Here is a 21,960-nt window from a genome sequence, read left to right as displayed (position 1 = left end):
ATCAGACGAGATCCTTTTTGGGAAGCCGCGGTGAGGCAGGAATCGGTCGAGGGCGGCTCAACCCGTGATCCGGTCACCTAATACCTTCTTTTCTCCAACCCCCTGAACAGGGGATGTCACTCCAGAGTGGCCACACGTATCTGGGCAGTAATTGTCAGTTAAGGTTTCGTGTCCCCACCATGTGGGATGAGCGTCCCGAAACGGCATCCCGCATCCTCCGCTTGACCGCAGGGCCCGGCATTGGCAAGGTTTTGCAGGCTTCGCGCACACCGTACGGCACCCCAATCCCGTTCCTCCACTGAGGACGGACAAGCGGCGGTGATCGGGCGCCGGCCCGCGCCGCACCCTGGAGGACTGAGTTGAGCCCCATCCGCTCCGCGAGCATCGCGGTGCTCGCATCGGCCGTGCTGGCCACCACGCTCACCGGCTGCGGGATCGGCGGGGAACCGCAGGACACCAGCCCGATCGTCATCGCCGCCGACCTCGAACTATCGGGCGCCTCCGCGTCGATCGGCAAGGTGTACCAGAGGGCTCTGGAACTGAAGAAGGAGCAGCTCAACGCCTCCGGCGCGCTTGGCGGCCGGAAGATCGAGCTGAGGATCAAGGACAACCGTTCGGACGCGGCCGAGTCCCTGCGGAACATCAACGATTTCAGCGGCGACTCACAGGTGAGCGCCGTCATCATGGGCGGCTGCAACGAATGCGCGGTCGGCGCGGCCCGCACGATCAACGACAAGCGCATTCCGACCATCGCGCTCGCTGCCGCCGGCGCCGTCACCGAACCGGTGGACCAGCGACGGTACGTCTTCAAGCTGGCCCCCAACGCGGTCGACAGCGCAGCCGCACTCACCACCGAGCTGACCCGGCGCGGCATCCGGAAGGTGGCCGTGCTGCACAGCGCCGACGGGTACGGCCAGGAAGGGCTCTCCGCGCTGCGTCGGGAGTTCGACAAGACCACGGTGCGGCTGGTGGCCGCCGAGTCGGTGCGGGCCACCGACACCGAGGTGAGCACGCAGATCGACGAGCTGACCGACCGCAAGCCGCAGGCCCTGATCCTCTGGACGCCCCCGGAGCAGGCGACGCTCGCCGCCACCACCGCCCGGCAGGACAAGTTCAACGGGTCGCTGTTCTTCGACGCCTCGGCCGCCGGTGACCTGTTCCTCGGCCCGTCGGCCCGCTCCACCGAGCAGGCCACCCTGATCTTCACGCAGACGATGGTGATCGACGACGTCATCGCCACCACCCCGGCCAAGGCGGCCCGCCGGCAGTGGTTCCAGGACTACACCGCCCGGTGGGGCGGCTACAACGGCTTCTCCTCGTTCGCGGCGGACGCGATCCAGTTGATCGCCGACGCCGAGCAGCGCGCCGGCGGGGAGGCGGGCGACATCAACCGGGACGCGCTGCGCGACGTGCTGGAGACGGCGCAGCTCGACGGCCTCTCCGGCCCGATCCGGTTGACGCCGGACAACCACTCGGGGCTGATGCCGCAGGCGTTGACCACGTTGGTCGCGCGGGGCGGTCGTTGGCGGTTGGCTGGCTAGTCACCACCGCGGGTGTGGCCCCCGGGCGTGACGGGGCCACACCCGCGGTGGTCAGCGGGCCGAGGTGGTGGCCCGTACCCACGGCAGAGCGAGCCGCTCGATCGCGCTCAGGGCCGCGTAGAGCACGATGCTCATCAGCGCCACGAGCATGATGGCCGCCCAGGCGGTCGCGGTGTCACCGACGCCGTTGTACTGGAGGATCTGATAGCCCAGGCCGGGCCGGTCCGAATAGAACTCCCCGATCACCGCGCCGATCGCGGCCAATGGCATGGACACCTTGAGGCCGACGAAGATCTGCGGCAGCGCGGCCGGCAGGCGCACCTTGCGGAACGACTGCCACCAGGAGGCGTTGAGCGACCGGCCCAGTTCCGCCAGGTCGGCCGGGGTGGTGGTCAGCCCGGTGGCGGTGGAGAGCACGATCGGGAAGAAGCAGAGCAGGAACACCATGGTCAGGATGGGTTTCTGCCCGAAGCCCACGGCCACCACGAGCAGCGGGCCGAAGGCGATCTTCGGAACCGCGTTCACCGCCACCAGCAGCGGCGCGAACATTCGCTCCACCCGGCGGGACGCGGCCAGCGCCATCCCGATCAGCACGCCGACGATCGACGAGAGCAGGAAGCCGGACAGGGTCATCCAGGTGGTGAACCCCAGGGCGGGCAGCAGCACGTCGGTGGTGTCCGCAAGCGAACGGGTCACCGCCTGCGGCGGCGGCAACGCGGCCGGGTGCACCAGGTGCAGCACGGACGTGACCAGCCACCAGACGGCCACCGCGATGACCAGCCCGAGCGCCGGCAAGGCGACCACGGCCGGGCGTACGACAGGCCCGCGCCGGGCGGTCGCCGCCGGAGCCGGCTCCTCCCGCGCCCCGGGCCGGGCCTCGGTCAACTGCGTCAACGTGTCCTCCTTCTTCGGCCGGTCGGACGACCGGCACGCGAAGGGGGTGCGACCCACCGGAGGTCCGGCCGGTCGCACCCCCGTGCCCGAGCCGACCGGTCAGGCCTTCGGCGCGAGGTCGAAGTTGATGATCTGGTCGGGGGTGAGGTTCTGCTTGAGCGCGCCCGCGCCCTGGAGCAGCGCGATGCTCTTGGCCACCCGGCCGCTGTCGAGCGTGCCGATCGCGGTGCCGGAGTTGCTCGACCGGACGTAGGCGGCCATCAGCTTCAGCTCGGCGGAGGCGGCGGCCGGGATGGCGGCCGGCACGTTCTTCTTCAGGATCTCGCCCGCCTCGTCTGGGTGCTCCAGCGAGTACTCCAGACCCTTGAGCAGCGCGGCGGTGAACTTCTTCACCATTTCCGGCTTCTCCTTGGCGATCTTGGTGGAAGTGATCAGCGCATTGCCGTAGAGGTCCTGCATCACGTTGCTGTAGGGCAGGACGACAGGCTTCTTCTTCGCCACCGTCTCGACCGTGGGCTGGCCGACGACGAACTGGCCGATGCCGTCCACCGATCCGGCGGCGAGCAGGCCGATGAGGCCCTGCGCGTCACCGTTGACCCAGGTCACCTTGCTGCCGTCGATGCCGGCCAGCCGGGCGTACGTGGGGAAGAGGTTGCGCACGACGGAGGTCGGGGTGTCGGCGAGCTTCTTGCCCTCGAGGTCCTTCGGGGTGGCGATGTTCTTGCCCTCGACCGTGACGATGGCGGCCATGGTGCGCTGCTGGATCGCCGCCACCGCGACGAAGTCCTTGGCCTCGCCGTTGCCGAGCTGGAGGATGCCACCGGTCAGGTCGATCGGACCGAAGTCGGCCTGGCCGCCGGTGATTGTCTGGATGACGGAACCGGTGCCCTGACCGGGCTTGATGTCGACGTCGAAGCCGGCCTCCTTGAAGAAGCCCTTGTCCTTCGCCACCCAGGCGTAGGAGTCACGGCCGAAGTTACCGAACGAGGTGAGGTAGGTCACCTTCTCCGTCGCCCCGCCGCTGCCGCCGTCGCCGTCGGAGGAATCCGAGTCGCTGCTGCAGCCGCCCACCAGGGCGAGGGCGGTCGCCAGCGCCGCGGCGGCGACCGTACGGGTCAACCTTCTCATCTGTACACCATGTCCTTTCCGACCAGGACATCTACGCCGGTCGGGTCGTGGGTTCGACGGGGTCGGCAGGGGGGATCGACCGACTGGACCGTCGCGAGGGGACTCTTCGCGCGCAACAGCGTACGAGAAGGCTGATGACGTGCCGCAACCGTCCGGGTTGCGGAAAGGAAACGAAGTCGCGTGACAGGAAGCGGACTGACGTCCACCCCGGACGGTGCTATAAGCACGGTTCCCGCTAGGCTGGCCGGGCTCGCGATCGTGACGACGGTGGAAGGGAGCCGGCGGGAGATGATCCGACTGTCCGGGGTGTCCCGCACCTTCGACGGCCGCTCGGGGCGGGTGGAGGCGCTGCGCGGCATCGACCTCGACGTCGCCGACGGTGAGTTCGTCGCCGTCCTCGGCCGCTCCGGCTGCGGGAAGTCCACCCTGCTGCGCATGATCGCCGGCCTGCTGCCGGCCACCGCCGGTGAGATCACCGTCGCCGGCACGCCGATCACGAAGCCGCGCCAGGACGTCGCCATGCTGTTCCAACGTCCGGCGCTGCTGCCCTGGCGCACGGTGCTCGACAACGTCCTGCTGCCGGTGGAGATCTTCGGCTGGAGCCGGGCGAAGCACCGCGACCGCGCCCGCGAGCTGCTGGAGATGGCCGGGCTGGGCGGCTTCGAGAAGCGCCTCCCGCACGAGCTCTCCGGCGGCATGCAGCAGCGCGTCTCGCTCTGCCGCTCGCTGATCGGCTCCCCCCGGGTGATGCTGATGGACGAGCCGTTCTCCGCGCTCGACGCGCTCACCCGGGAGGAACTCTCCGGCGAGCTCCAGCGGGTGCACATGGACACGAAGGCGACGATCGTCTTCGTCACCCACTCGATCGACGAGGCGGTGCTGCTCGCCGACCGCGTCGTCGTGCTCAGCCCGCGTCCCGGCCGGATCCGCCAGGTGGTCGAGGTGGCCGTCCCCCGGCCCCGCACCCTGGGCCGGCACGCGCACCTGGCCGACGTGGCGCGGATCAGCGCCGAGCTGCACGAACTCCTGATGGAGCGGGACGCCCCCGGCGTACCCGCGTCGACCGAGACGCCGTCGCGGGCCGCGGCGGCGGGAGGACGGTGAGCATGCGGGTCTCGGTCTTCACCGAACCCCACCGCGGAGCGGACTACGACGACCAGCTCCGGTTCGCCCGGCTGGTCGAGGAGACCGGCTTCGAGGGCTTCTTCCGCGCCGACCACTACCGGGCGATGGGGGACGAGCCGGCGCTGCCCGGCCCCACCGACGCCTGGTTGACGCTCGCCGCGCTGGCCCGGGAGACCACCCGGATCCGGCTCGGCACGCTCGTCAGCTCCGCCACCTTCCGGCTCCCCGGGCCGCTGGCCGTCATGGTCGCCCAGGTCGACCGGATGAGCGGCGGACGGGTCGAGCTGGGCATCGGCGCCGGCTGGTTCGAACGGGAGCACACCGCGTACGGCATCCCGTTCCCGCCCGTCGGCGAGCGGTTCGACCGGCTGGCCGAGCAACTGGAGATCGTCACCGGGTTGTGGCGCACCCCGCCCGGCGAGACGTACAGCTTCCGCGGCGACCACTACCAACTGACCGACGCGCCCGCGCTGCCCAAGCCGGTGCAGCAACCCGGGCCGCCGGTGATCATCGGTGGCCGGGGACCGAAGCGCACCCCCGAGCTGGCCGCCCGGTACGCCGACGAGTTCAACATGCCGTTCAAGAGCGTCGACGAGACGGCCGCCGCGTACGAGCGGGTTCGCGAGGCGTGCGACCGCTTCGGGCGCGACGCGTCCGGACGTGCGCCGCTGACGCTTTCCGCCGGCATCGTGGTGGCCATCGGGCGCACCGACGCCGAGGCGCGACGCCGGGCCGCGCCGCTGCACGTCACGAGTGCCCTCCCGCCGGAGGACCCGGTGGTCGGCTCCCCCGCCCAGCTCGTCGAACGGCTCGGCGAGTTCGCCGCGATCGGCGCCACCCGGGTGCACCTGCGGCTGATCGACTTCGACGACCTCGACCACGTGGAGCTCATCGCCGCCGAGGTGCTCCCCCACCTGGACGGACCGCGATGACCCACCCGCACACCGACCTCGAACTCGGCCCGGTGGGCCAGGAGATCGTCTACGAGAACGACCGGGTACGCGTCTGGCACATCCGGCTGGAGCCGGGCGAACGCCAGCCGCTGCACCGCCACGACCACCCCTACCTCGTCGTGGCGGTCGAGGGCGCGAAGAACGTGGTGCAGACGGTCGACGGCACCACGATCGACGCCGACGAGCCCACCGGCGGGGTGGTCTACCGCGACCCGGGCGCCGTGCACATGTTGACGAACGTCGGCGACACCACCTACCTCGCCCGCCTGGTCGAGTTGAAGTAGCCACGCCGACGCCGTTCAGCGCGCCGCGCGGTGGCAAGGTGGCGAACCACCCCACCGGGCCGTAACGTGCCCGACATGGCCTTTCGGACGTGGGGCAGGCTGCTGCTCACGGCGCTCGGGGTGAGTGTGCTGGCCGGCGCCGGCCAGCTGGGCGTGGCGTACGGCTTCGGCGTCGTCCGCCTCGACGGCGCGTTCGTCGACGGCTCGGTCAACAGGTGGCCCGCCCAGCTCGCCTGGGTCGCCTGGGTCGCCGCGGTCGCCGCCGTCGCCGGGGCCGTCCTCACCGAACGTCTCGGCCGCCGGGACGACCGGCCCGGCGGCACCACCGAGCTGCTCGCCGTCGCCGGCGTCAGCGCGCTGGGCGCGATCGTCGTCGCCCCGCTCTGCATGCAGCCGGCCCGCGCGGCCGAGCTGGGCGGCTCCGTCGACCCGGCCTGGGCCGCCGGCATCTGCGCCGTCCTCGGCGCGGTGGTGGGCGCCGGCGCGGCGATCGCCGTACTGCTCAAGCCGCCGTTCGGCTGGGGTGTCGCGTGCACCGCCGGGGTCGTCTGGTTGCTGGCCCTGCTCTCCGTCGCCCCCACGGTCGTCGCCAACCGGCCGCTGACCACCGTACGCCTCGGCGTCCTCGAGCCGTCCTGGCTGGATGCCGCCGCGGCGCAACGCCTGTCGATGCTGCTGCTGCCCACGCTGGCCCTGCTCGCGGGCGGCGCGATCGGCCTGCTGGCCCGTCGGGCCGGGCATCCGCCGCTTGTCGGCGGCGCGGCCGGGGCGGCCGGGCCGGTGCTCGTGGCGTTCGCCTACCTGACCGCGGGGCCGGGCACGACGGCCGACCGTTACCAGCTCGCGCCCTACTACGGCGCGTTGATCGCGATCGTCGCCGGCGCCCTCGGCTCGACCGCCACCTCGGTGCTGCGCCGGCCGGTCCCCGGCGGCACCGGCGCCGTCGAGCCCACCGACATCCTCGCGCCGCTGCCGGCCGGGGTTACCGCCTCGGCCACCCCGCCCACCCCGGCCTCCGCCGTCGCAACCCCGACCCCGACCCCGACCTCGGCCGGCGCGCCGGCACCCGCGCACTGGGACTGGCCGGAGGCCGGCGGGTCGAACGACGAGAGCGCAACCCGCGGCCTGCCGATGCCCGGCCTGTTGCCGCCGGGCCGGCGGACCTCGGCCATCGACGTCCTGGCCGCCGGTCGCCCCGGTCCGCAGCCTCCGACCGGGCCGGATCCGCTCGGCAGCGGCACCGGGGCGCCGGCGGGCGGGCCGGCCGGAGTCGAGCCACCGGCGACGGCCGAACCGGTCCGGACCGGACCCGAGCCCCGGACGGCCCCGCCGGCAACCGACGCCGAGCCACGCACGCCGACAACCGACGTCGAACCACGCACGCCGCCGATCGACGTCGAACCACGCACGCCGCCGATCGATGCCGAGCCACGCACGGCGCCGGCGACGGCCGACGCCGCGCCCGTCGACGCGGCCAAGCCGGCCGCGACGCCGCGGGCCACCCGGCCGCGGCGGGGCCGCACCGCCGCCCGGTCCACGCCGACGGCGGACGGGCCGACGCCGACGGACCGCCCCGCGGAGCCGGCGGTGGACGGGGACAGGCCGGCCGGCGGCCCTGCTCCGGCGCCCATCGGGAACGACGGCACGCCGACCGCTGCCCGGCGGCCCGCCGGCCGCCGCGTCGCCCCGCCGGCCGCCGCTCCGTCGCCCGTGAGCCCACCACCCGCCGCACCCCAGCCGGTGGCCCCGCCAGCTGCCGCCCCCCAGCCCGTGGCCCCGCCGCCCACCGCCCCCCAGCCCGTGGCCCCGCCGCCCACCGCCACGCAGCGGGTGACCCCGCCGGCAGCCGCCCCGCAGCCCGTGGCCCCGCCGGCAGCCACCCGGCCGGCAGCCGGAGCCGCCACGGCCGGTGCGTCCGTCCCGGCGCCGGCCGACCCCATCGCCCAGGCCGATCCCATCGCCCAGGCCGACCCCATCGCGCCGGCCGAGCCGCCGACCGCGGCACCGAAGCCGGCCCGCCGCCCGCGCAGCTTCTTCTTCGCCGCCGACTCGGCCGACAGCCCCACCCCGCCCGCGTCGCCCCGGCCGCGGTTCTCCATCTTCGACGACGTGCCCGAACGACCGGGGGACGTGCGGCCGGCCTGGCCGATCCCCCCGGCGGCGAGCCGCCCGACCCGCCCGGCCGACGCCACCGCACCGGGAGAACCGTCGACCGGACCCGGAAAGCCGCCCGCGCCAGGCAAGCCAACCAACGCGCCAGGCAAGCCGACCAACGCGCCGGGTGAGCCGGCCGCGCCGGGTGAGCCGGCCGGCGCACGGGGCCGCGCCGTGACCGAGCGGGACGGCGACGGCGCGACGGGCCGGGCCGAGTCGGCACCCCGTCCGCGCCACCAGGGCCCCCCCGAGCCGGGCCGGAGCACAGGATGGGACGCCCTCGCCACCAACGCCCGCTCCGCCGGTCGGACCGGATCCGGCGCGACCGTGCCGGCTCAGGGCGGCGACGCGGGAACGGCCACGACCGGTCCGGGTGCGGAGCCTTCCGACCGGGAGGCGACGCCGGGCCGGCACGCCGGGCCGGACGACGCCGAGGCTGCCGGCGGGAAGTCGAAGGGCCGACGCGGCCTGTTCCGGCGCAACCGGGACCGGAGCGGTTCGGAACCGGCCGACGACGCGGCCGGGCCGAGCGCCACGCCGGACGAGGAGTACGTCGACTGGGTCGCCGGCCTCGCCGCCGACGACAACGCCGACGACGCCCGCTCCCTGCGCACCGGCCGGCACCACCGCGACTGAGGCCGGTGCCCAGATCTTGGTCCGAAACGGCTCCTCCAGGGGGACATTGCGGACCAAGTAGCAGGTCCACTCGGGACGCCGCGCAGGCGAAGGAACGCGAGACAGGGTGGGTAGCGAGTTCCGGTCAATGATCGACGCCACGACGGCGAAGTGGTGGCATCCCTGCCGGCCGGATACCGCCACTTCGCCGAACGGGCGTCCGGCCACCCCACGGGCGGACGGACGGGTGCTCAGGCCAGCGGCAGGTAGACCCGGGAGCCGCCGGCGACGAACTCCTCGGACTTGCCGCGCATGCCCCGCGCCGCGTAGTCCTTCAGCTCCTGGGTGATCTTCATGGAGCAGAACTTCGGCCCGCACATCGAGCAGAAGTGCGCGGTCTTCGCCGGTTCGGCCGGCAGCGTGGCGTCGTGGTAGGCCCGCGCCGTCTCCGGGTCGAGCGCCAGGTTGAACTGGTCCTCCCAGCGGAACTCGAACCGGGCCTTCGACAGCGCGTCGTCCCAGCCCTGCGCGCCCGGATGCCCCTTGGCCAGGTCGGCCGCGTGCGCCGCGATCTTGTAGGCGATCACGCCGGCCTTCACGTCGTCGCGGTCCGGCAGGCCCAGGTGCTCCTTCGGCGTGACGTAACAGAGCATCGCGGTGCCGAACATGCCGATCATCGCCGCGCCGATCGCGGACGTGATGTGGTCGTACGCGGGAGCGATGTCGGTGGTCAGCGGGCCGAGCGTGTAGAACGGCGCCTCGTGGCACCACTCCTGCTGAAGGTCCACATTCTCTTTGATCTTGTGCATCGGCACGTGCCCCGGCCCCTCGATCATCACCTGGACGTCGTGCTCCCAGGCCACGGTGGTCAGCTCGCCGAGCGTCCGCAGCTCGGCGAGCTGCGCCTCGTCGTTGGCGTCCGCGATCGACCCGGGACGCAGCCCGTCGCCGAGGGAGAACGTCACGTCGTAGCGCGCGAGCAGCGCAACCAGCTCGCGGAAGTGGGTGTAGAGGAAGTTCTCCTCGTGGTGCGCCAGGCACCAGGCCGCCATGATCGACCCACCTCGGGAGACGATGCCCGTCACCCGGTCCACGGCCAGCGGCACGTACGGCAGCAGCACGCCGGCGTGCACCGTCATGTAGTCGACGCCCTGCTCGGCCTGCTCGATCACGGTCTCGCGGAACACCTCCCAGCTCAGCTTCACCGGATCGCCGCCGACCTTCTCCAGCGCCTGGTAGATCGGCACCGTGCCGATCGGCACCGGCGAGTTGCGCACGATCGCCTCGCGGGTCTCGTGGATCCGCCTGCCGGTCGACAGGTCCATCACGGTGTCCGCGCCCCACCGGGTGGCCCAGGTGAGCTTCTCCACCTCCTCGGCCACCGACGACGTCACCGCCGAGGTGCCGATGTTGGCGTTCACCTTCACCAGGAACGCCTTGCCGATGATCGCCGGCTCGCACTCCGGATGGTTGACGTTGAGCGGCAGCACCGCCCGGCCGGCCGCGATCTCGTCCCGGACGAACTCCGGCGTCACCCCCTCCCGGATCGCCACGAACTCCATCTCCGGCGTGACGGTCCCGGCCCGGGCGTACGCGAGCTGGGTCGGCCGGGTTCCGGCGAGCGGGCTGCCGGCGCCCCGCACCGGCGCGACGTCCCCCCGCTCCGCGATCCACGGCCCGCGCAGCGCGGGCAGGCCCACCTCCGGGTCCGAACCGGGGCCGGAGGTGTCGTAGAGCCGCACCGGCGGGTTGTCCCCGGTCAGTGTCACCTCGGCGAACGGCACCCGGACATCAGGCCGGGTCCCCTCCACGTACACCTTGCGACGTGCCTGCATGACAGCCTCCCTGTCGCTCAAGCGGACCAGCCGAAGTGGTCCAGCGGGCCGCGTCCCGCGCCCAACTCCCAGCCCCGCGCGCCGGTCAGCGCGCGGGTCACGTACTCCTTGGCGGCGGCCACCGCGACCGGCGCCGGGTCGCCGGCCGCCAGCCGGACCGCGACGGCTGCCGCGAACGAACAGCCGGTGCCGTGGTTGTGCCGCGTCGCCACCCGGGGCGCGCGCAGCAGCCGCGTCGTCCCACCGCCGGCAAGCACGTCGACCGACTCACCTGCCGCGTCGACGTCGCCGCCGGTGACCACCACGAACGCCGGGCCGCGCGCCGCAAGCGCCTCCGCCGCGGCGACCATCTCCTCGACCGTCTCCACCCGGCGTCCGGTGAGGGCCGCGGCCTCCGCGCAGTTCGGCGTCGCCACCTGGGCGTACGGGAGCAGCCGCTCGACCGCCTCCACCACGCCGAGCCGGTGCCCGCTGGTGGCGACGAGCACCGGGTCGACGACGAGCCGCGGCAGGCGGCCGTCCCGGGCCGCCTCCGCCACCGCCTCGGCGACCGCCGGGGTGCCGAGCATCCCGGTCTTCACCGCGCGCACGTCGAAGTCGCCGAGCACGCTGTCGAGCTGGTCGCGCACGGTCTGCGGGGGCAGCGGCAGCACCGCGTCCACGCCCCGGGTGTTCTGCGCGGTGACCGCCGTGAGGACGCTCGTTCCGTACGCCCCGAGCGCGGCGAACGTCTTGAGGTCGGCCTGGATGCCGGCGCCACCCCCGGAGTCGGAACCGGCGATGGTGAGGATGGTCGTCGGCGTCACTGTCTTTCCTTCTCTGGTTGCGGTGAGGGCTGCGGCCGACCATGCCCACTCCGGGCGGTCAGGCTTGATCCCTCCGTGGTCACGGTCGGCCGCAGCCCTTCTCGGGGAGATCTCCGCCGTCGGGTGCGGGGCGCGACACCGGGGTGGACGCCTCATTGAAAGCACTGCCCAGGGTCGTGGCGGTATCGCTCGGGGACTCGGCGCGCATGAGCGCGCCGAGCACGGCGACACCAACCGCACCCGCCGCGACGCAGGCCCACACCTGCTCCGGCGTTTCGATGCCGCCGAGGGCGAGCACCGGGACCGGGCTCGCGTCGACGAGCGCGCGCAACCCCTCCGGCCGTAACGCCGGGCCGTAGCCGGGCTTCGTCCGGGTGAGAAACACCGGCGACAGGGTCGCGTAGTCCTCGGTGGTCAGTCGGGCCAGCTCGTCGGCGTCGTGGCAGGAGCGGCCGACCAACCCGAGGCGCGGTGGCGGGTACGGGCCGGCGGCGGGCAGGTGCACGGCGTCCCCGTCGAGCGGGTCGGGGCCGGCGACGACAAGCGTGCCGTCGACGTCGGCGAGCACCGCCCGCAGCTCGACGGCGAGGGCGTGGCGCTCGGCGCGCGGCAGGTCCCTCTCCCGCAGCACCACCCACCGCACTCCCCCACCCACGGCCGAGGCGACGACCTCGACGAGCGGCCCCCGAGCCACCCGCCGATCCGTCAGCAGCACCAATCCGCTCGGACGCCGGCGGACCTTGGTACGCATCCGCCCCTGGAGGGGCGTGCGCGTATCAAGATCGCTCTCGATGGGCGGGTGCTCGCCGGGATCGGTGGCAGCGGGGCCGGTCACAGGTCCGGTCGGCCTTCGTCGGGGGTGGACGGGAGGGCGTGGTCGCGGCGGGGGATGCGACCCGCGCCGTACGCCAGGTGACCGGCCTCGACCGCGTGGCGCATCGCGGTGGCCATCGCCACCGGGTCGGCGGCCCGGGTGACGGCGCTTGCCAGCAGCACCCCGTCGCATCCCAGCTCCATGGCGAGCGCGGCGTCGGAGGCGGTGCCGATGCCCGCGTCGAGGATCACCGGCACGTCCACGGCCTGCCGGATCAGCCGGATGTGGTGCGGGTTGCCGATGCCCAGGCCGGAGCCGATCGGCGAGCCGGCCGGCATCACCGCCGCGCAGCCCACGTCCGCCAGCCGCCGGGCCAGCACCGGATCGTCCGAGGTGTACGGCAGCACGGTGAACCCGTCGGCCACCAGGTCCTCGGCGGCGCGCAGCAGCTCCACCCCGTCGGGCAGGAGCGTGCGCTCGTCGCCGATCACCTCAAGCTTCACCCAGGCGGTGTCGAACGCCTCCCGGGCCAGGCGCGCCACCTTCACCGCCTCCACCGCGGTCCGGCAGCCGGCCGTGTTCGGCAGCAGCCGCACCCCGCAGCGTTCCAGCAGGTCGAGCAGCCCGCCCGGCGTGCTGCTGCCCACCCGGCGCAGCGCGAGCGTCACCAACTCGGTGCCGGAGGCGTGGATCGCCGCCTCCAGCACGTGCAGGTTTGCCGCGCCGCCGGTGCCGAGCACCAGCCGGGAGCCGAACGCGACGCCACCGATCTCCAGGGGCATCCCGCTCACCCGCCCTGCGCGGCGCTGAGCACCTCGACGCGGTCGCCGTCGCGCAGCACGCTCACCGGCCAGCCGCCGCGCGGCACCACCTCGCCGTTGACCGCGACCGCGAGGCCGCGCTGCTGCCCGGTGACCGTACGCACCACGTCGGCGACCGTGACGCCGTCGGGCAGCGTCCGTTCCGCGCCGTTGACGATCAGTTCCACGTGCGCTCCTTCCCGAACCGGTCGGGGCTGAAGGGGGCGAGCGCCGGATCCGGCTCGCCGGTGACGATCAGGTCGGTGACCAGGTCGGCGGTGACCGGGGTGAGCACGATGCCGTGCCGGTGGTGCCCGGTGGCGACGAGCACACCGGGCCGTCCGGGCAGCGCCCCGAGGATCGGCGCGTTGTCCGGCGTGCCCGGGCGCTGCCCGGCGACGGTCTCCACCAGCTCGTACTCGGTCAGCTCCGGCACCAGCTCGACGGCGGCGCGGAGCAGCGTCAGCACCCCGCCGGCGGTGACCTCGGTGTCCGCGCGTTCCTCCACGGTCGCGCCGACCACCACCTCGCCGCTGTCCCGGGGCACCAGGTAGACCGGCTCGCCGTCGGCGTACCCCCGGATCACGTGCCGGAAGCCCGGCGGACCGCCGCCGGGCGCGCGGAGCCGGAGCACCTGACCCTTCACCGGCCGCACCGGCAGCCCGGTGAGCGGGGCCGCGCCGCAGCCGGCCGCGACCACCGTGACCCGGGCGTCCACCTCGGACAACGCGCCGACGTGCGCCGGCCGCAGCGTCACGCCGGCCCGTTCGGCCGCCGTGCGCAGCGCGGCGACCAGCCGCCGCGGGTCGACCTGGTGGTCGCCGGGCGCGACCGCGCCGCCGCGCACCCGGGTGGTCATCGCCGGTTCGAGGTCGCGCAGCGCCGAGGGGCGCAGCCGGGTGATCGGCAGCCCCAACCCCTGTTGGTACGCCCACAGCCGCCCCGCCACGGCCACGTCGTCGGCGGTGAGCCCGACCACGAGCGTGCCGTCGGTGCGGTGGCCGAGATCGACGCCGCTCGCCTCGGTCAGGTCGGCGGCGAAGCCGGGCCAGCGGCGGGCGGACTCGACGAGCAGCCCGGTCAGCTCGTGCTCGCCGAAGTACGCCTCGGCGACCGGGGAGAGCATCCCCGCGGCCACCCGGGACGCGCCCGACCCGGGCCGGTCGTCGTGCACCACCACCCGCAGCCCGCGCTGCGCACACCGCCACGCGATCGCCCACCCCACCGGCCCGCCCCCCACCACCCCCACATCGGTAAGGCGGGGGCCCCGCTTAACGCTTTCGGTAGAGGAAGGGGCCCCGCTTAACACGTCAGCGCCCGCAGCAACTCGGCGGTGGTGTGCGCGGGATCCGCCGCCCCGCTGAGCGCGCCCACCACCGCCACCCCGTACGCGCCGGCCGCCCGCAACGCCGGCACCGACGCGGCGGTCACCCCGCCGATGGCGATCACCGGCACGGTCACCGACCCGGCGACGGCGCGTACCCCGTCCGGGCCGATCGGCGCGGGCAGGCCCGGCTTGGTGGTGGTGGCGTGGCAGGGGCCCACGCCCAGGTAGGTCGCCCCGGCGTCGACAGCCGCGCGGGCGGCGCCCGGCTCCCGGGCGGTCGCGCCGAGCACCGCGTCGGCGCCGAGCACCCGACGGGCGGCGGCCACCGGCAGGTCGTCCGCCCCGACGTGACCGCCGGCCGCGCCCACCGCGAGCGCCACGTGCAACCGGTCATTGACCAGGCAACGCGCCCGGTACGGCAGGCACGCCCCGACCACCCGACGAGCCAGGTCGTACGCCTCCCGGTCGGTGGCGTCGTCGGTCACGCGCACCTGCACGACGAGGTCGGCGCGCGCCACCGGCAGGGCGGCACGCAGCACGGCGAGCGGATCCCGCCCCGGTCGGGTGTCGGTGATGAGATGCAGTCGTCCCAGGGACGGCACGGCAACGCTCCTCCCTGCGCCGGCATTACCCGGATCAGGTTCGACGGTCGGGGGCTGGCAGCCCCCCTCTCAGCCCGGTCCACACCGGGCTCCCGTGGGTCACTTGCGGCCTACCGTACGACGCTCCCCCGGCCGTACGGAAGAGCGGGTGACGTTTTTCCCAGGACCACGCCACTCGGCGGATCGGGTCGGCGGGTGGGCGTCGCAGCACGACACGCTGTCCGGATGTCGACCCGCGCCCGCGTCCCGCGTGACCTGTCCGCGTGTCCGTTCCGAGCCAGCCGAGCAGTTGCCGAGGGACGCATCACGCGGCGGATGCTGCGCGGCCCGACGTGGGTCCGCCTGCTGCCGGACGTGTACGTGCACCGGGACGCCCACCGCGCCGACGACCCCCGGATGTGGTGCGACGCAGCCGCGCTGCGACTACCGCCCGGCGCCGCCGTGGCCGGCCGAAGCGCCGCCTGGCTGTTCGGTGTCGACCTGCTCACCCGGGGCGATCCGGTGACCGTGCTCCTGCCGACGACCGCCCGGCTGCGCGCACATCCCCGGCTGTCGATCGTGCGGTCACCCGTGTCCGAGCGGGATCGCACCCGGTTCGCCGGGCTGCCGGTGACCACCGCGCTGCGCACCGCATTCGACCTCGGTCGCCATGGTCCCCGGGCGGAGGCGCTGGTCGCCGTCGACGCGCTGCTGCGTCGCCGGATGGTGGAACTGACCGCGCTACGCGCCTATGCCGCGGAACGCCCGGGCTGGCCGGGCTCGTCGCTGCTGCGCGAGGTGCTGACGCTGGCCGAGCCGGCGAGCGAGTCTCCGATGGAGACGCGGCTCCGGCTGCTCCTCCTCGACGCCGGTCTCGGCCCGCTGACCGCCCAGCACGAGGTGCGCCACGGCGGGCGTTTCGTGGCCCGGGTCGACCTGGCCTGGCCGGCGCTGCGCATCGCGGTCGAGTACGACGGCGACCACCACCGGGAACGGACACAGTTCCGGCGGGATGTGGCACGCCTGAACGCGCTCCGCTCGGCCGGGTGGGTCGTCCTCCGGTTCACCGCCGACGACGTGCTGCGCCGCCCCGAGGCCACGGTCGCCTTTGGTCCACCAGGCCCTCACGGAACGCCGCGCCACCACCCGGCCCCGCTGACCCCGCACCGCCGCACGGCCGCGCGGCCCGGCCCCGGACCGCCGCACGGCCGGCCCCGCGCCGGCTGTGCCGGTGCTGGCCCGAGCACGCCGACGCACGTCCCACGTGCTGACTTCGGTGCCGAGTGGTCTCGCGGCTTGGCCAGGCTCCGCCCCGCAGACGTCCTTGGCGTTCCACTCACCGGCGTCTCCGCCCACGAGTGGAACGCCATGGACGTCAAAACCGCCCGGAGACGTCCATGACGTTCCACTCACGAGTTGCCGCGGGTGGGAGGGCAGCGCGGGTGGGAAGGGCTAGAGGAGGGCGTCGAGGGTGCTCAGGTCCTCGGCGGTGGGCTGCCAGGTGCCGGCGTCGGCGTTGGCGCGTACCTGCTCGGGCGTGGTCGCGCCGGCGATCACCGAAGTCACCGCGGGTCGGGCGGCGAGTCCGCCGATGGCCACCTTCAGCATGCTCACCCCGCGCTCCGCCGCGTACGCCTCGATCGCCTCGATGGTGTCCCAACGCGCTGCGGCCAGCCGTTCGGCGTACCGGCCGCCGCCGGCGAGCCGGCTGCCCGCCGGGGGCTCCTGGCCCCGCTTGTACTTGCCGGTGAGCAGCCCGTTGGCGAGCGGGAAGAACGGCAGCATGCCGAGGCCGAACCGCTCGCAGGCCGGGATGATCTCCTCCTCCACGCCCCGCTCCAGCAGCGAGTAGTGGTTCTGCGCGGAGATGAACCGGGTGCGGCCCGCCGACGACGCGGTCCAGTCGGCGTCGGCGATCTGCCAGCCGGCGAAGTTGGAGTTGCCGAGGTAGCGCACCTTGCCGGCGGTCACCAGGTCGTCGAGCGCGGCGAGCGTCTCGTCGATCGGCGTGCCCGGGTCGGGTTCGTGCATCTGGTAGAGGTCGATGTGGTCGGTGCCGAGCCGGCGCAGCGACGCCTCGACCGCGCGGGCGATGTAGCGGCGGGCGCCCCGGGCGCCGTGGTCCGGCCCGTTCGCCCCGTTCATCTCCATGCCGAACTTGGTGGCGACCACCACGTCGTCCCGGCGGCCCTTGAGCGCCTGGCCGAGTAGTTCCTCGGAGCCGCCCTGCGGCTCGCCGTAGATGTCGGCGGTGTCGAAGAAGTTGATCCCGGCGTCGAGCGCGGCGTCCACCACCGCCCGGGTGCCGTCGAGGTCGAGCTTGCGGCCGAAGTTGTTGCAGCCGATGCCGACCACGGACACCACGAGCCCGGAGTCGCCCAGCCGGCGATAGGTCATCTCACTCACGAGATCCACCCTATGCCCGGCGAGCGGACCATCGCCGAGCTGAGTCATCCCCGACATCAAGTTCCTAGCCGCCTCACCACCCACCGTCCGGACGTCGAACCCTCCATCCGACGCCAGCCCCGCCAGCCCCCGGCCCACCAGCCCGCCCGCCGACACCACCGGCCACACCAGCCCGCCGGCCGACGCCGGAACGCCGGCCCGACAGCGCACCACCGGCCCACCCCGCACCACCGGCCCATTCCGCGCCACCGGCCCACACCGGCCGGCGACGGCGGCTCAGCCGAGCACGTCGACAGCCAACGCGCGGGCGTCGGCCACCGTCGCCGACAGCTCCGCCGGGGTACGCCCCACCGCGCCGAGCAGCGCCTGCGCGCGTCCGGCGAACTCCGGCGGCGCACCGGGCAACCGGCCGGCGGAGGTGATCATGCCTTTCTCGTTGACCAGCCACCGGCCGGCCCGCCCGTGCAGCGCCTGTGCCAGCACGCCGACCGCCCGGAACAGGCAGCCGGCCACGTACCCGGCGTCGCCGGAGGTCGCGCCCTTGGCCGCGGCGTCCAGCAGCAGGCCGGTCTCCCATCCGCCGGCCAGAAGCGCCGCGCCGAGCGCCGGTGGGTAGTCGACGGTCTCGGCCCGCAGCGCGGTCAGCTCGCCGGTCGGGTCGCCGAGCACCCGGCCGAGCGCCACCTCCCCGGCGTACGCGTGGGAGTAGAACCCGAGCGGGTGCCCGGCCTGCGTCGCCACCGTGTAGCGGCCGGCCCGGCAGTCGGCCCAGACCTGGCGTACCCGGTCCAGGTCACGGTAGATCCAGTCCACCGCGACCCCGCCGACGCGCAGCCAGCCACCGCCGTCCACCCACGGCCCCCAGCCGCCGGGCGCGGTGAGGTCCGCCGGGCCGTCGGCGATCGAGGCGGCGACCGCCCGCAGCCCGGCCACGTCCGGCGTACCCCGGTAGTAGAGGCCGACGTCCCAGTCGGAGTCGGGCCGGTGGTCGCCGCGGGCCCGGCTGCCGCCGAGCGCCACCGCGACCACGCCGTCGACCGCGCAGAGCCGGTCGACCAGCTCGGCGTCGATCACCCGACGTCCCAGACCGGCTCCGGCGTCTCCACCACGTCCCCGTCGCCGCGGAACAGCACGAACCGGTCGAAGGTGCGGGTGAACCACCTGTCGTGGGTGACCGCGATCACCGTGCCGTCGAACGCGGTCAGGCCGGCTTCAAGCGCCTCGGCGGAGGCCAGGTCGAGGTTGTCGGTCGGCTCGTCGAGCAGCAGCAGCGTGGCCCCGGACAGCTCCAGCAGCAGCACCAGGAAGCGGGCCTGCTGGCCGCCGGAGAGCGTGCCGAACCGCTGGTCGCCCTGCCCGGCCAGCTCGTAGCGGGACAACACCCCCATGGCCGCGTGCCGGTCCATGCCGGCCCGGTGCTCGTCGCCCCGCCACAGGATCTCGACGAGCGTCTTCTCCATCAGTTCCGGCCGGTCGTGGGTCTGCGAGAAGTGCCCGGGCCGGACCCGGGCGCCGAGCCGGACCACACCGTCGTGCGCGACAGGCGTGAGCGCGGCGGCGCCGTCGACGGGGGTGTTGCCCGGGTCGGGGTCGGTGCCACCGCGGGCCAGCAACCGCAGGAAGTGCGACTTGCCGGTCCCGTTCGCGCCGAGCACCGCGACCCGGTCGCCGTACCAGATCTCCAGGTCGAAGGGATAGGTCAGGCCGTCCAGCTCGAGCTGCTCGGCGATCACCGCGCGCTTGCCGGTCCGCCCGCCGGTCAGCCGCATCCGGATGTCCTGGTCCTTCGGGGGTACGGGCGGCGGCCCGGCCTCCTCGAACTTGCGCAACCGGGTCTGCGCGGCCTGGTAGCGGGAGGCCAGCCCGTCGTTGTACGCGGCCTTCTGCTTGTACATCAGCATCAGCTCGCGCAGCTTCTGGTGTTCCTCGTCCCAGCGCCGGCGCAGCTCGTCGAGGCGGGCGTGCCGGGCCACCCGCGCCTCGTGCCAGCTCGCGAAGCCGCCGGGGTGCACCCACGCGCTGCCGCCCTCCACGGCCACCACCCGGTCGGCGGTCTGGGCCAGCAACTCCCGGTCGTGCGAGACGTAGAGCACCGACTTGCCGGATTCGCGCAGCCGGGCCTCCAGCCAGCGTTTGCCCGGCACGTCGAGGAAGTTGTCCGGCTCGTCGAGCAGCAGCACCTCGTCCGGGCCGCGTAGCAGCAGCTCCAGGGCGAAGCGTTTCTGCTGGCCGCCGGAGAGGGTCCGGACCGGCCGGTCGCGGGCGTCGTCCCACGGCAGGTCCAGCACGATCGTGGTGACGGTGTCGAAGAGCACCTCGGCGTCGTACCCGCCGCTCTCACCCCAGGCGGCGAGCGCGTCGGCGTACGCGAGCTGGGCCTTGCCGGCGGCGGAGCTGTACTTGCCGCGGACCTCGGCCGTGCGCATGGCCGCCTCGGTCTCGACGAGCCGGCGCCCGGCGTCGCGCAGCGCCGGCGGGGCGAGCGACAGGGCCAGGTCGGCGAGTGTCGACTCGTCGCCGATCATGCCGATGAACTGCCGCATCACGCCCAGGCCGCCGGAGCGGGCGATCGCGCCGCTGCGCACCGGCAGGTCGCCGGCGACCATCCGGAGCAGGGTCGTCTTGCCGGCGCCGTTGGGGCCGACGAGCGCCACCTTGGCGCCCTCACCGACCCGGAACGACACCTCGCCGAACAGCTGCCGCCCGTCCGGGAGGATGTGCCCGACCCCTGCCACGTCCACGTATCCCACCCGGGCATCCTGCCCGAGGCAGTGGTGCGGGCGACACCCGATTACCGGGTGACCCGGAGCACCCGGTAGCCCTTCTGGCTGGCGTGCCGCTCGACCCGCCATCCCTGCTCGACGAGCCAGCGGTGCAGCGAGTCGCCGCCGAGGTGGCGGGCGACGACCAGCCAGGCCACGCCGTCCGGGGTGAGCCGAGGCAGCCAGCGCAACAGCAGGTCGTGCAGTTCCGCCTTGCCGATGTGGATCGGCGGGTTGGACCAGATCTGGGCGAACGTGACGTCCGGCGGCAGTTGGTCGGGGGCGACGGCCCGGACCCGGTCGGCGGCGCCGATCCGGTCGGCGTTGGCGGTGGTGAGGGCGCGGGCCCGTTCGTTGACGTCGACCGCCCAGACGGTGGCGGTCGGCGCGACGGTGGCCAGGACGCAGGTGATCGGGCCGAAACCGCAGCCGATGTCGAGCAGCGGGCCGGTGACGTCGGGGCCCGGCAGGTCGGCCTTGCGCAGCAGCACGGCGGTGCCGGGGTCGAGCCGGTCGGCGGAGAAGACGCCGCTGGCCGAGCTGAGGGCGTAGTCGCGCCCGGCGACGGAGAACTCGACCTCGCGCGGGCGGGCCGGGGTGGCGGGTTCAGCGGTGAAGTAGTGGTCGCCGGTCACGCCGGCATTCTCGCACCGGCCGGGCGAGGGGCCGTCGGCGCACGCCACTCTGCCGGAATTTCCCGATATTCCCCCTGAAAGGGACAATCGGCCCTACTCTATCTCGCATGGTGTATCGGTACGAGTCCGATGAGGACGCCTTCCTGGAGTACCCGCAGCCCGGGTCGGCCCCGACCGGGCCCGCGACCCCGACGCCGCCGCCGGCGGGCCCGTCGCCCTCCCGATTCCCCACGCCGTCGCTGCCGCCGGCCCGAGGCGCCGGCCCGGCCCCCGACGCCGCCCGCGCGCCCGCCCCCGCGCCGCCCGCCCCGACGCCGGGCCGACCCGCGCCGCCGCCGGCGCCCGCTCCGGTTCCGCAGCCCGCGCCACCGGTGCCGCAGCCGGTACCGGCGGCCACCGCACGGCCCACCGTGCCGATCCCGGCCAGCCCGTCCTTCCGCGCCACGAACGTGTCCGAGCTGCCCCGCGGCCGACGGGTCGACCGACGCGGCGGCGGCCTCTGGCGGACGCTGATCGGGGGCGCGGCCGTGCTGCTCCTGCTCTCGCTCACCGGGCTGGCCGTGGCGGCGCTGCTCGACGACCGGGCCACCACGCCACCGGCCAGCGCGCCGACCACCCCGCCGGGCGAGGCCGACCCGAACAGGCCCGACCGGTCCGACCTGGACTCCCGGGACACCGACCAGGCGGCGCTCACCACCAAGGAACTCTTCCCCGGCAAGCAACTGGTGATCACCGACGGCAAGCCCGCCTACCAGGTGCTCAAGACCCAGGCGAGTACGAACTGCGCGGTGTCGGCCACCGGCGAGATCGCCGACCTGCTGACGCGACTCGGCTGCAACCAGGTCGTCCGGGGCACGCTCCGCTCCCCCGACGGCGACCACCTGCTCACCGCCGGACTGTTCAACCTGACCGACCTGGCCAGCGCCCAACGGGTACGCGACCGGCTCCGGCCGCTGCTCGACGACCGGCAGGGGCGGTTCCGGGGGATGGCCGCGGGCGAGGACACCGAGGTGGTGGAGAAGGCCGCCGCCCGCGTCGGCTGGCAGGTACGCGGCCACTACCTCGCCTTCTGCCTGGTCACCCGCACCGACGGGGAGCGGATCCCGACCGACGACGCGACCGCTCGCGAGATCATGTACGACCTGATCGAGCTGCACCTCAACCGGGGGGTGCTGGAACGCCGGGCCTCCGGCGGTACGGCCGGCCAACCCACCGACGACCCCGACGACAGCGCTGGCCAGCAGGGCTCGGACGACTGACCCGCGCCGGCCGAGCGGCCCGTCACCTGATCCGGTGGCGG

General features: G+C 74.1%; 20 protein-coding genes and 1 riboswitch. Of the genes, 7 read left to right on the top strand and 13 right to left on the bottom strand.

Features of this window, described 5'->3' with window-relative positions:
- Positions 1-359 precede the first annotated feature (359 nt).
- On the top strand, positions 360-1,541 hold the full coding sequence (locus tag O7602_RS02650) for an ABC transporter substrate-binding protein (RefSeq protein ID WP_281586640.1): 1,182 nt from the start codon (positions 360-362) through the stop codon (positions 1,539-1,541).
- Between the two features lie 51 nt (positions 1,542-1,592).
- Here O7602_RS02650 and O7602_RS02645 read toward each other — a convergent pair whose 3' ends face one another.
- Both O7602_RS02645 and O7602_RS02640 read right to left on the bottom strand, forming a co-directional pair.
- Entirely contained in the window at positions 1,593-2,435 is an 843-nt protein-coding gene (locus O7602_RS02645) for an ABC transporter permease (RefSeq protein WP_281586639.1), read from the bottom strand.
- A gap of 99 nt (positions 2,436-2,534) precedes the next feature.
- Positions 2,535-3,563: an ABC transporter substrate-binding protein gene (locus O7602_RS02640; protein WP_281586638.1), complete on the bottom strand. Its 1,029-nt coding sequence runs from the start codon at positions 3,561-3,563 to the stop codon at positions 2,535-2,537.
- A 288-nt stretch (positions 3,564-3,851) separates the two neighbouring features.
- Between O7602_RS02640 and O7602_RS02635 the strand changes: the two genes are divergently transcribed.
- The 4 genes from O7602_RS02635 to O7602_RS02620 all read left to right on the top strand — a co-directional run bounded on the left by O7602_RS02635 (position 3,852) and on the right by O7602_RS02620 (position 8,715).
- Positions 3,852-4,667, top strand: coding sequence for an ABC transporter ATP-binding protein (locus tag O7602_RS02635; RefSeq protein ID WP_281586637.1), 816 nt, complete (start codon positions 3,852-3,854; stop codon positions 4,665-4,667).
- 2 nt (positions 4,668-4,669) lie between these two features.
- Positions 4,670-5,620 (top strand): LLM class F420-dependent oxidoreductase, encoded by a 951-nt coding sequence (locus O7602_RS02630; protein ID WP_281586636.1) that lies wholly within the window; start codon positions 4,670-4,672, stop codon positions 5,618-5,620.
- The gene (locus O7602_RS02625) at positions 5,617-5,925 is read left to right on the top strand and encodes a cupin (RefSeq protein ID WP_281586635.1); all 309 of its coding nucleotides are present in this window, start codon (positions 5,617-5,619) and stop codon (positions 5,923-5,925) included. Before O7602_RS02630 ends, O7602_RS02625 begins: the two co-directional genes overlap by 4 nt.
- 75 nt (positions 5,926-6,000) lie before the next feature.
- The gene (locus tag O7602_RS02620; protein ID WP_281586634.1) at positions 6,001-8,715 is read left to right on the top strand and encodes a hypothetical protein; all 2,715 of its coding nucleotides are present in this window, start codon (positions 6,001-6,003) and stop codon (positions 8,713-8,715) included.
- Positions 8,716-8,945: 230 nt separating this feature from the next.
- Here O7602_RS02620 and thiC read toward each other — a convergent pair whose 3' ends face one another.
- The 7 genes from thiC to O7602_RS02585 all read right to left on the bottom strand — a co-directional run bounded on the left by thiC (position 8,946) and on the right by O7602_RS02585 (position 14,878).
- Positions 8,946-10,529 carry a phosphomethylpyrimidine synthase ThiC gene (gene thiC / locus O7602_RS02615; RefSeq protein ID WP_281586633.1) on the bottom strand — a complete coding sequence of 528 codons (1,584 nt, stop codon included), beginning with the start codon at positions 10,527-10,529 and terminating at the stop codon, positions 8,946-8,948.
- Positions 10,530-10,546: 17 nt separating this feature from the next.
- Positions 10,547-11,335 (bottom strand): bifunctional hydroxymethylpyrimidine kinase/phosphomethylpyrimidine kinase, encoded by a 789-nt coding sequence (gene thiD / locus O7602_RS02610; RefSeq protein ID WP_281586632.1) that lies wholly within the window; start codon positions 11,333-11,335, stop codon positions 10,547-10,549.
- A 79-nt stretch (positions 11,336-11,414) separates the two neighbouring features.
- Positions 11,415-12,086, bottom strand: a complete 672-nt coding sequence (locus tag O7602_RS02605; RefSeq protein WP_281586631.1) for a thiamine phosphate synthase — start codon at positions 12,084-12,086, stop codon at positions 11,415-11,417.
- Between the two features lie 80 nt (positions 12,087-12,166).
- Positions 12,167-12,940: a thiazole synthase gene (locus O7602_RS02600; RefSeq protein ID WP_281586630.1), complete on the bottom strand. Its 774-nt coding sequence runs from the start codon at positions 12,938-12,940 to the stop codon at positions 12,167-12,169.
- Entirely contained in the window at positions 12,937-13,137 is a 201-nt protein-coding gene (thiS, locus tag O7602_RS02595; protein ID WP_281586629.1) for a sulfur carrier protein ThiS, read from the bottom strand. The genes O7602_RS02600 and thiS overlap by 4 nt, the downstream gene beginning before the upstream one ends.
- Complete coding sequence (thiO, locus tag O7602_RS02590; protein ID WP_281586628.1) at positions 13,128-14,258, bottom strand: glycine oxidase ThiO; 1,131 nt, start codon at positions 14,256-14,258, stop codon at positions 13,128-13,130. The genes thiS and thiO overlap by 10 nt, the downstream gene beginning before the upstream one ends.
- The gene (locus tag O7602_RS02585) at positions 14,252-14,878 is read right to left on the bottom strand and encodes a thiamine phosphate synthase (protein WP_281586627.1); all 627 of its coding nucleotides are present in this window, start codon (positions 14,876-14,878) and stop codon (positions 14,252-14,254) included. Before O7602_RS02585 ends, thiO begins: the two co-directional genes overlap by 7 nt.
- A riboswitch (TPP riboswitch) is annotated at positions 14,873-14,984 on the bottom strand. (Overlaps the previous gene by 6 nt.)
- Positions 14,985-15,193: 209 nt before the next feature.
- Between O7602_RS02585 and O7602_RS02580 the strand changes: the two genes are divergently transcribed.
- Complete coding sequence (locus O7602_RS02580; RefSeq protein ID WP_281586626.1) at positions 15,194-16,258, top strand: DUF559 domain-containing protein; 1,065 nt, start codon at positions 15,194-15,196, stop codon at positions 16,256-16,258.
- 51 nt (positions 16,259-16,309) lie between these two features.
- Here the strand turns inward: O7602_RS02580 and O7602_RS02575 are convergent, their stop codons facing one another.
- From O7602_RS02575 to O7602_RS02560, 4 genes are all read right to left on the bottom strand, one after another.
- On the bottom strand, positions 16,310-17,272 hold the full coding sequence (locus O7602_RS02575; RefSeq protein WP_281586625.1) for an aldo/keto reductase: 963 nt from the start codon (positions 17,270-17,272) through the stop codon (positions 16,310-16,312).
- A 267-nt stretch (positions 17,273-17,539) separates the two neighbouring features.
- The gene (locus tag O7602_RS02570; RefSeq protein ID WP_281586624.1) at positions 17,540-18,337 is read right to left on the bottom strand and encodes a nucleotidyltransferase domain-containing protein; all 798 of its coding nucleotides are present in this window, start codon (positions 18,335-18,337) and stop codon (positions 17,540-17,542) included.
- Entirely contained in the window at positions 18,334-20,013 is a 1,680-nt protein-coding gene (locus tag O7602_RS02565) for an ATP-binding cassette domain-containing protein (protein ID WP_281586623.1), read from the bottom strand. The genes O7602_RS02570 and O7602_RS02565 overlap by 4 nt, the downstream gene beginning before the upstream one ends.
- 41 nt (positions 20,014-20,054) lie before the next feature.
- On the bottom strand, positions 20,055-20,660 hold the full coding sequence (locus O7602_RS02560) for a methyltransferase (protein ID WP_281586622.1): 606 nt from the start codon (positions 20,658-20,660) through the stop codon (positions 20,055-20,057).
- 107 nt (positions 20,661-20,767) lie between these two features.
- Between O7602_RS02560 and O7602_RS02555 the strand changes: the two genes are divergently transcribed.
- Complete coding sequence (locus O7602_RS02555) at positions 20,768-21,919, top strand: hypothetical protein (protein WP_281586621.1); 1,152 nt, start codon at positions 20,768-20,770, stop codon at positions 21,917-21,919.
- The last annotated feature ends 41 nt before the right edge of the window (positions 21,920-21,960 follow it).

Source organism: Micromonospora sp. WMMD1128, assembly GCF_027497235.1.
GTDB lineage: Bacteria > Actinomycetota > Actinomycetes > Mycobacteriales > Micromonosporaceae > Micromonospora.
Note: the sequence above shows the minus strand (reverse complement) of the source record. Positions and strands in the feature narration are given on the sequence as shown.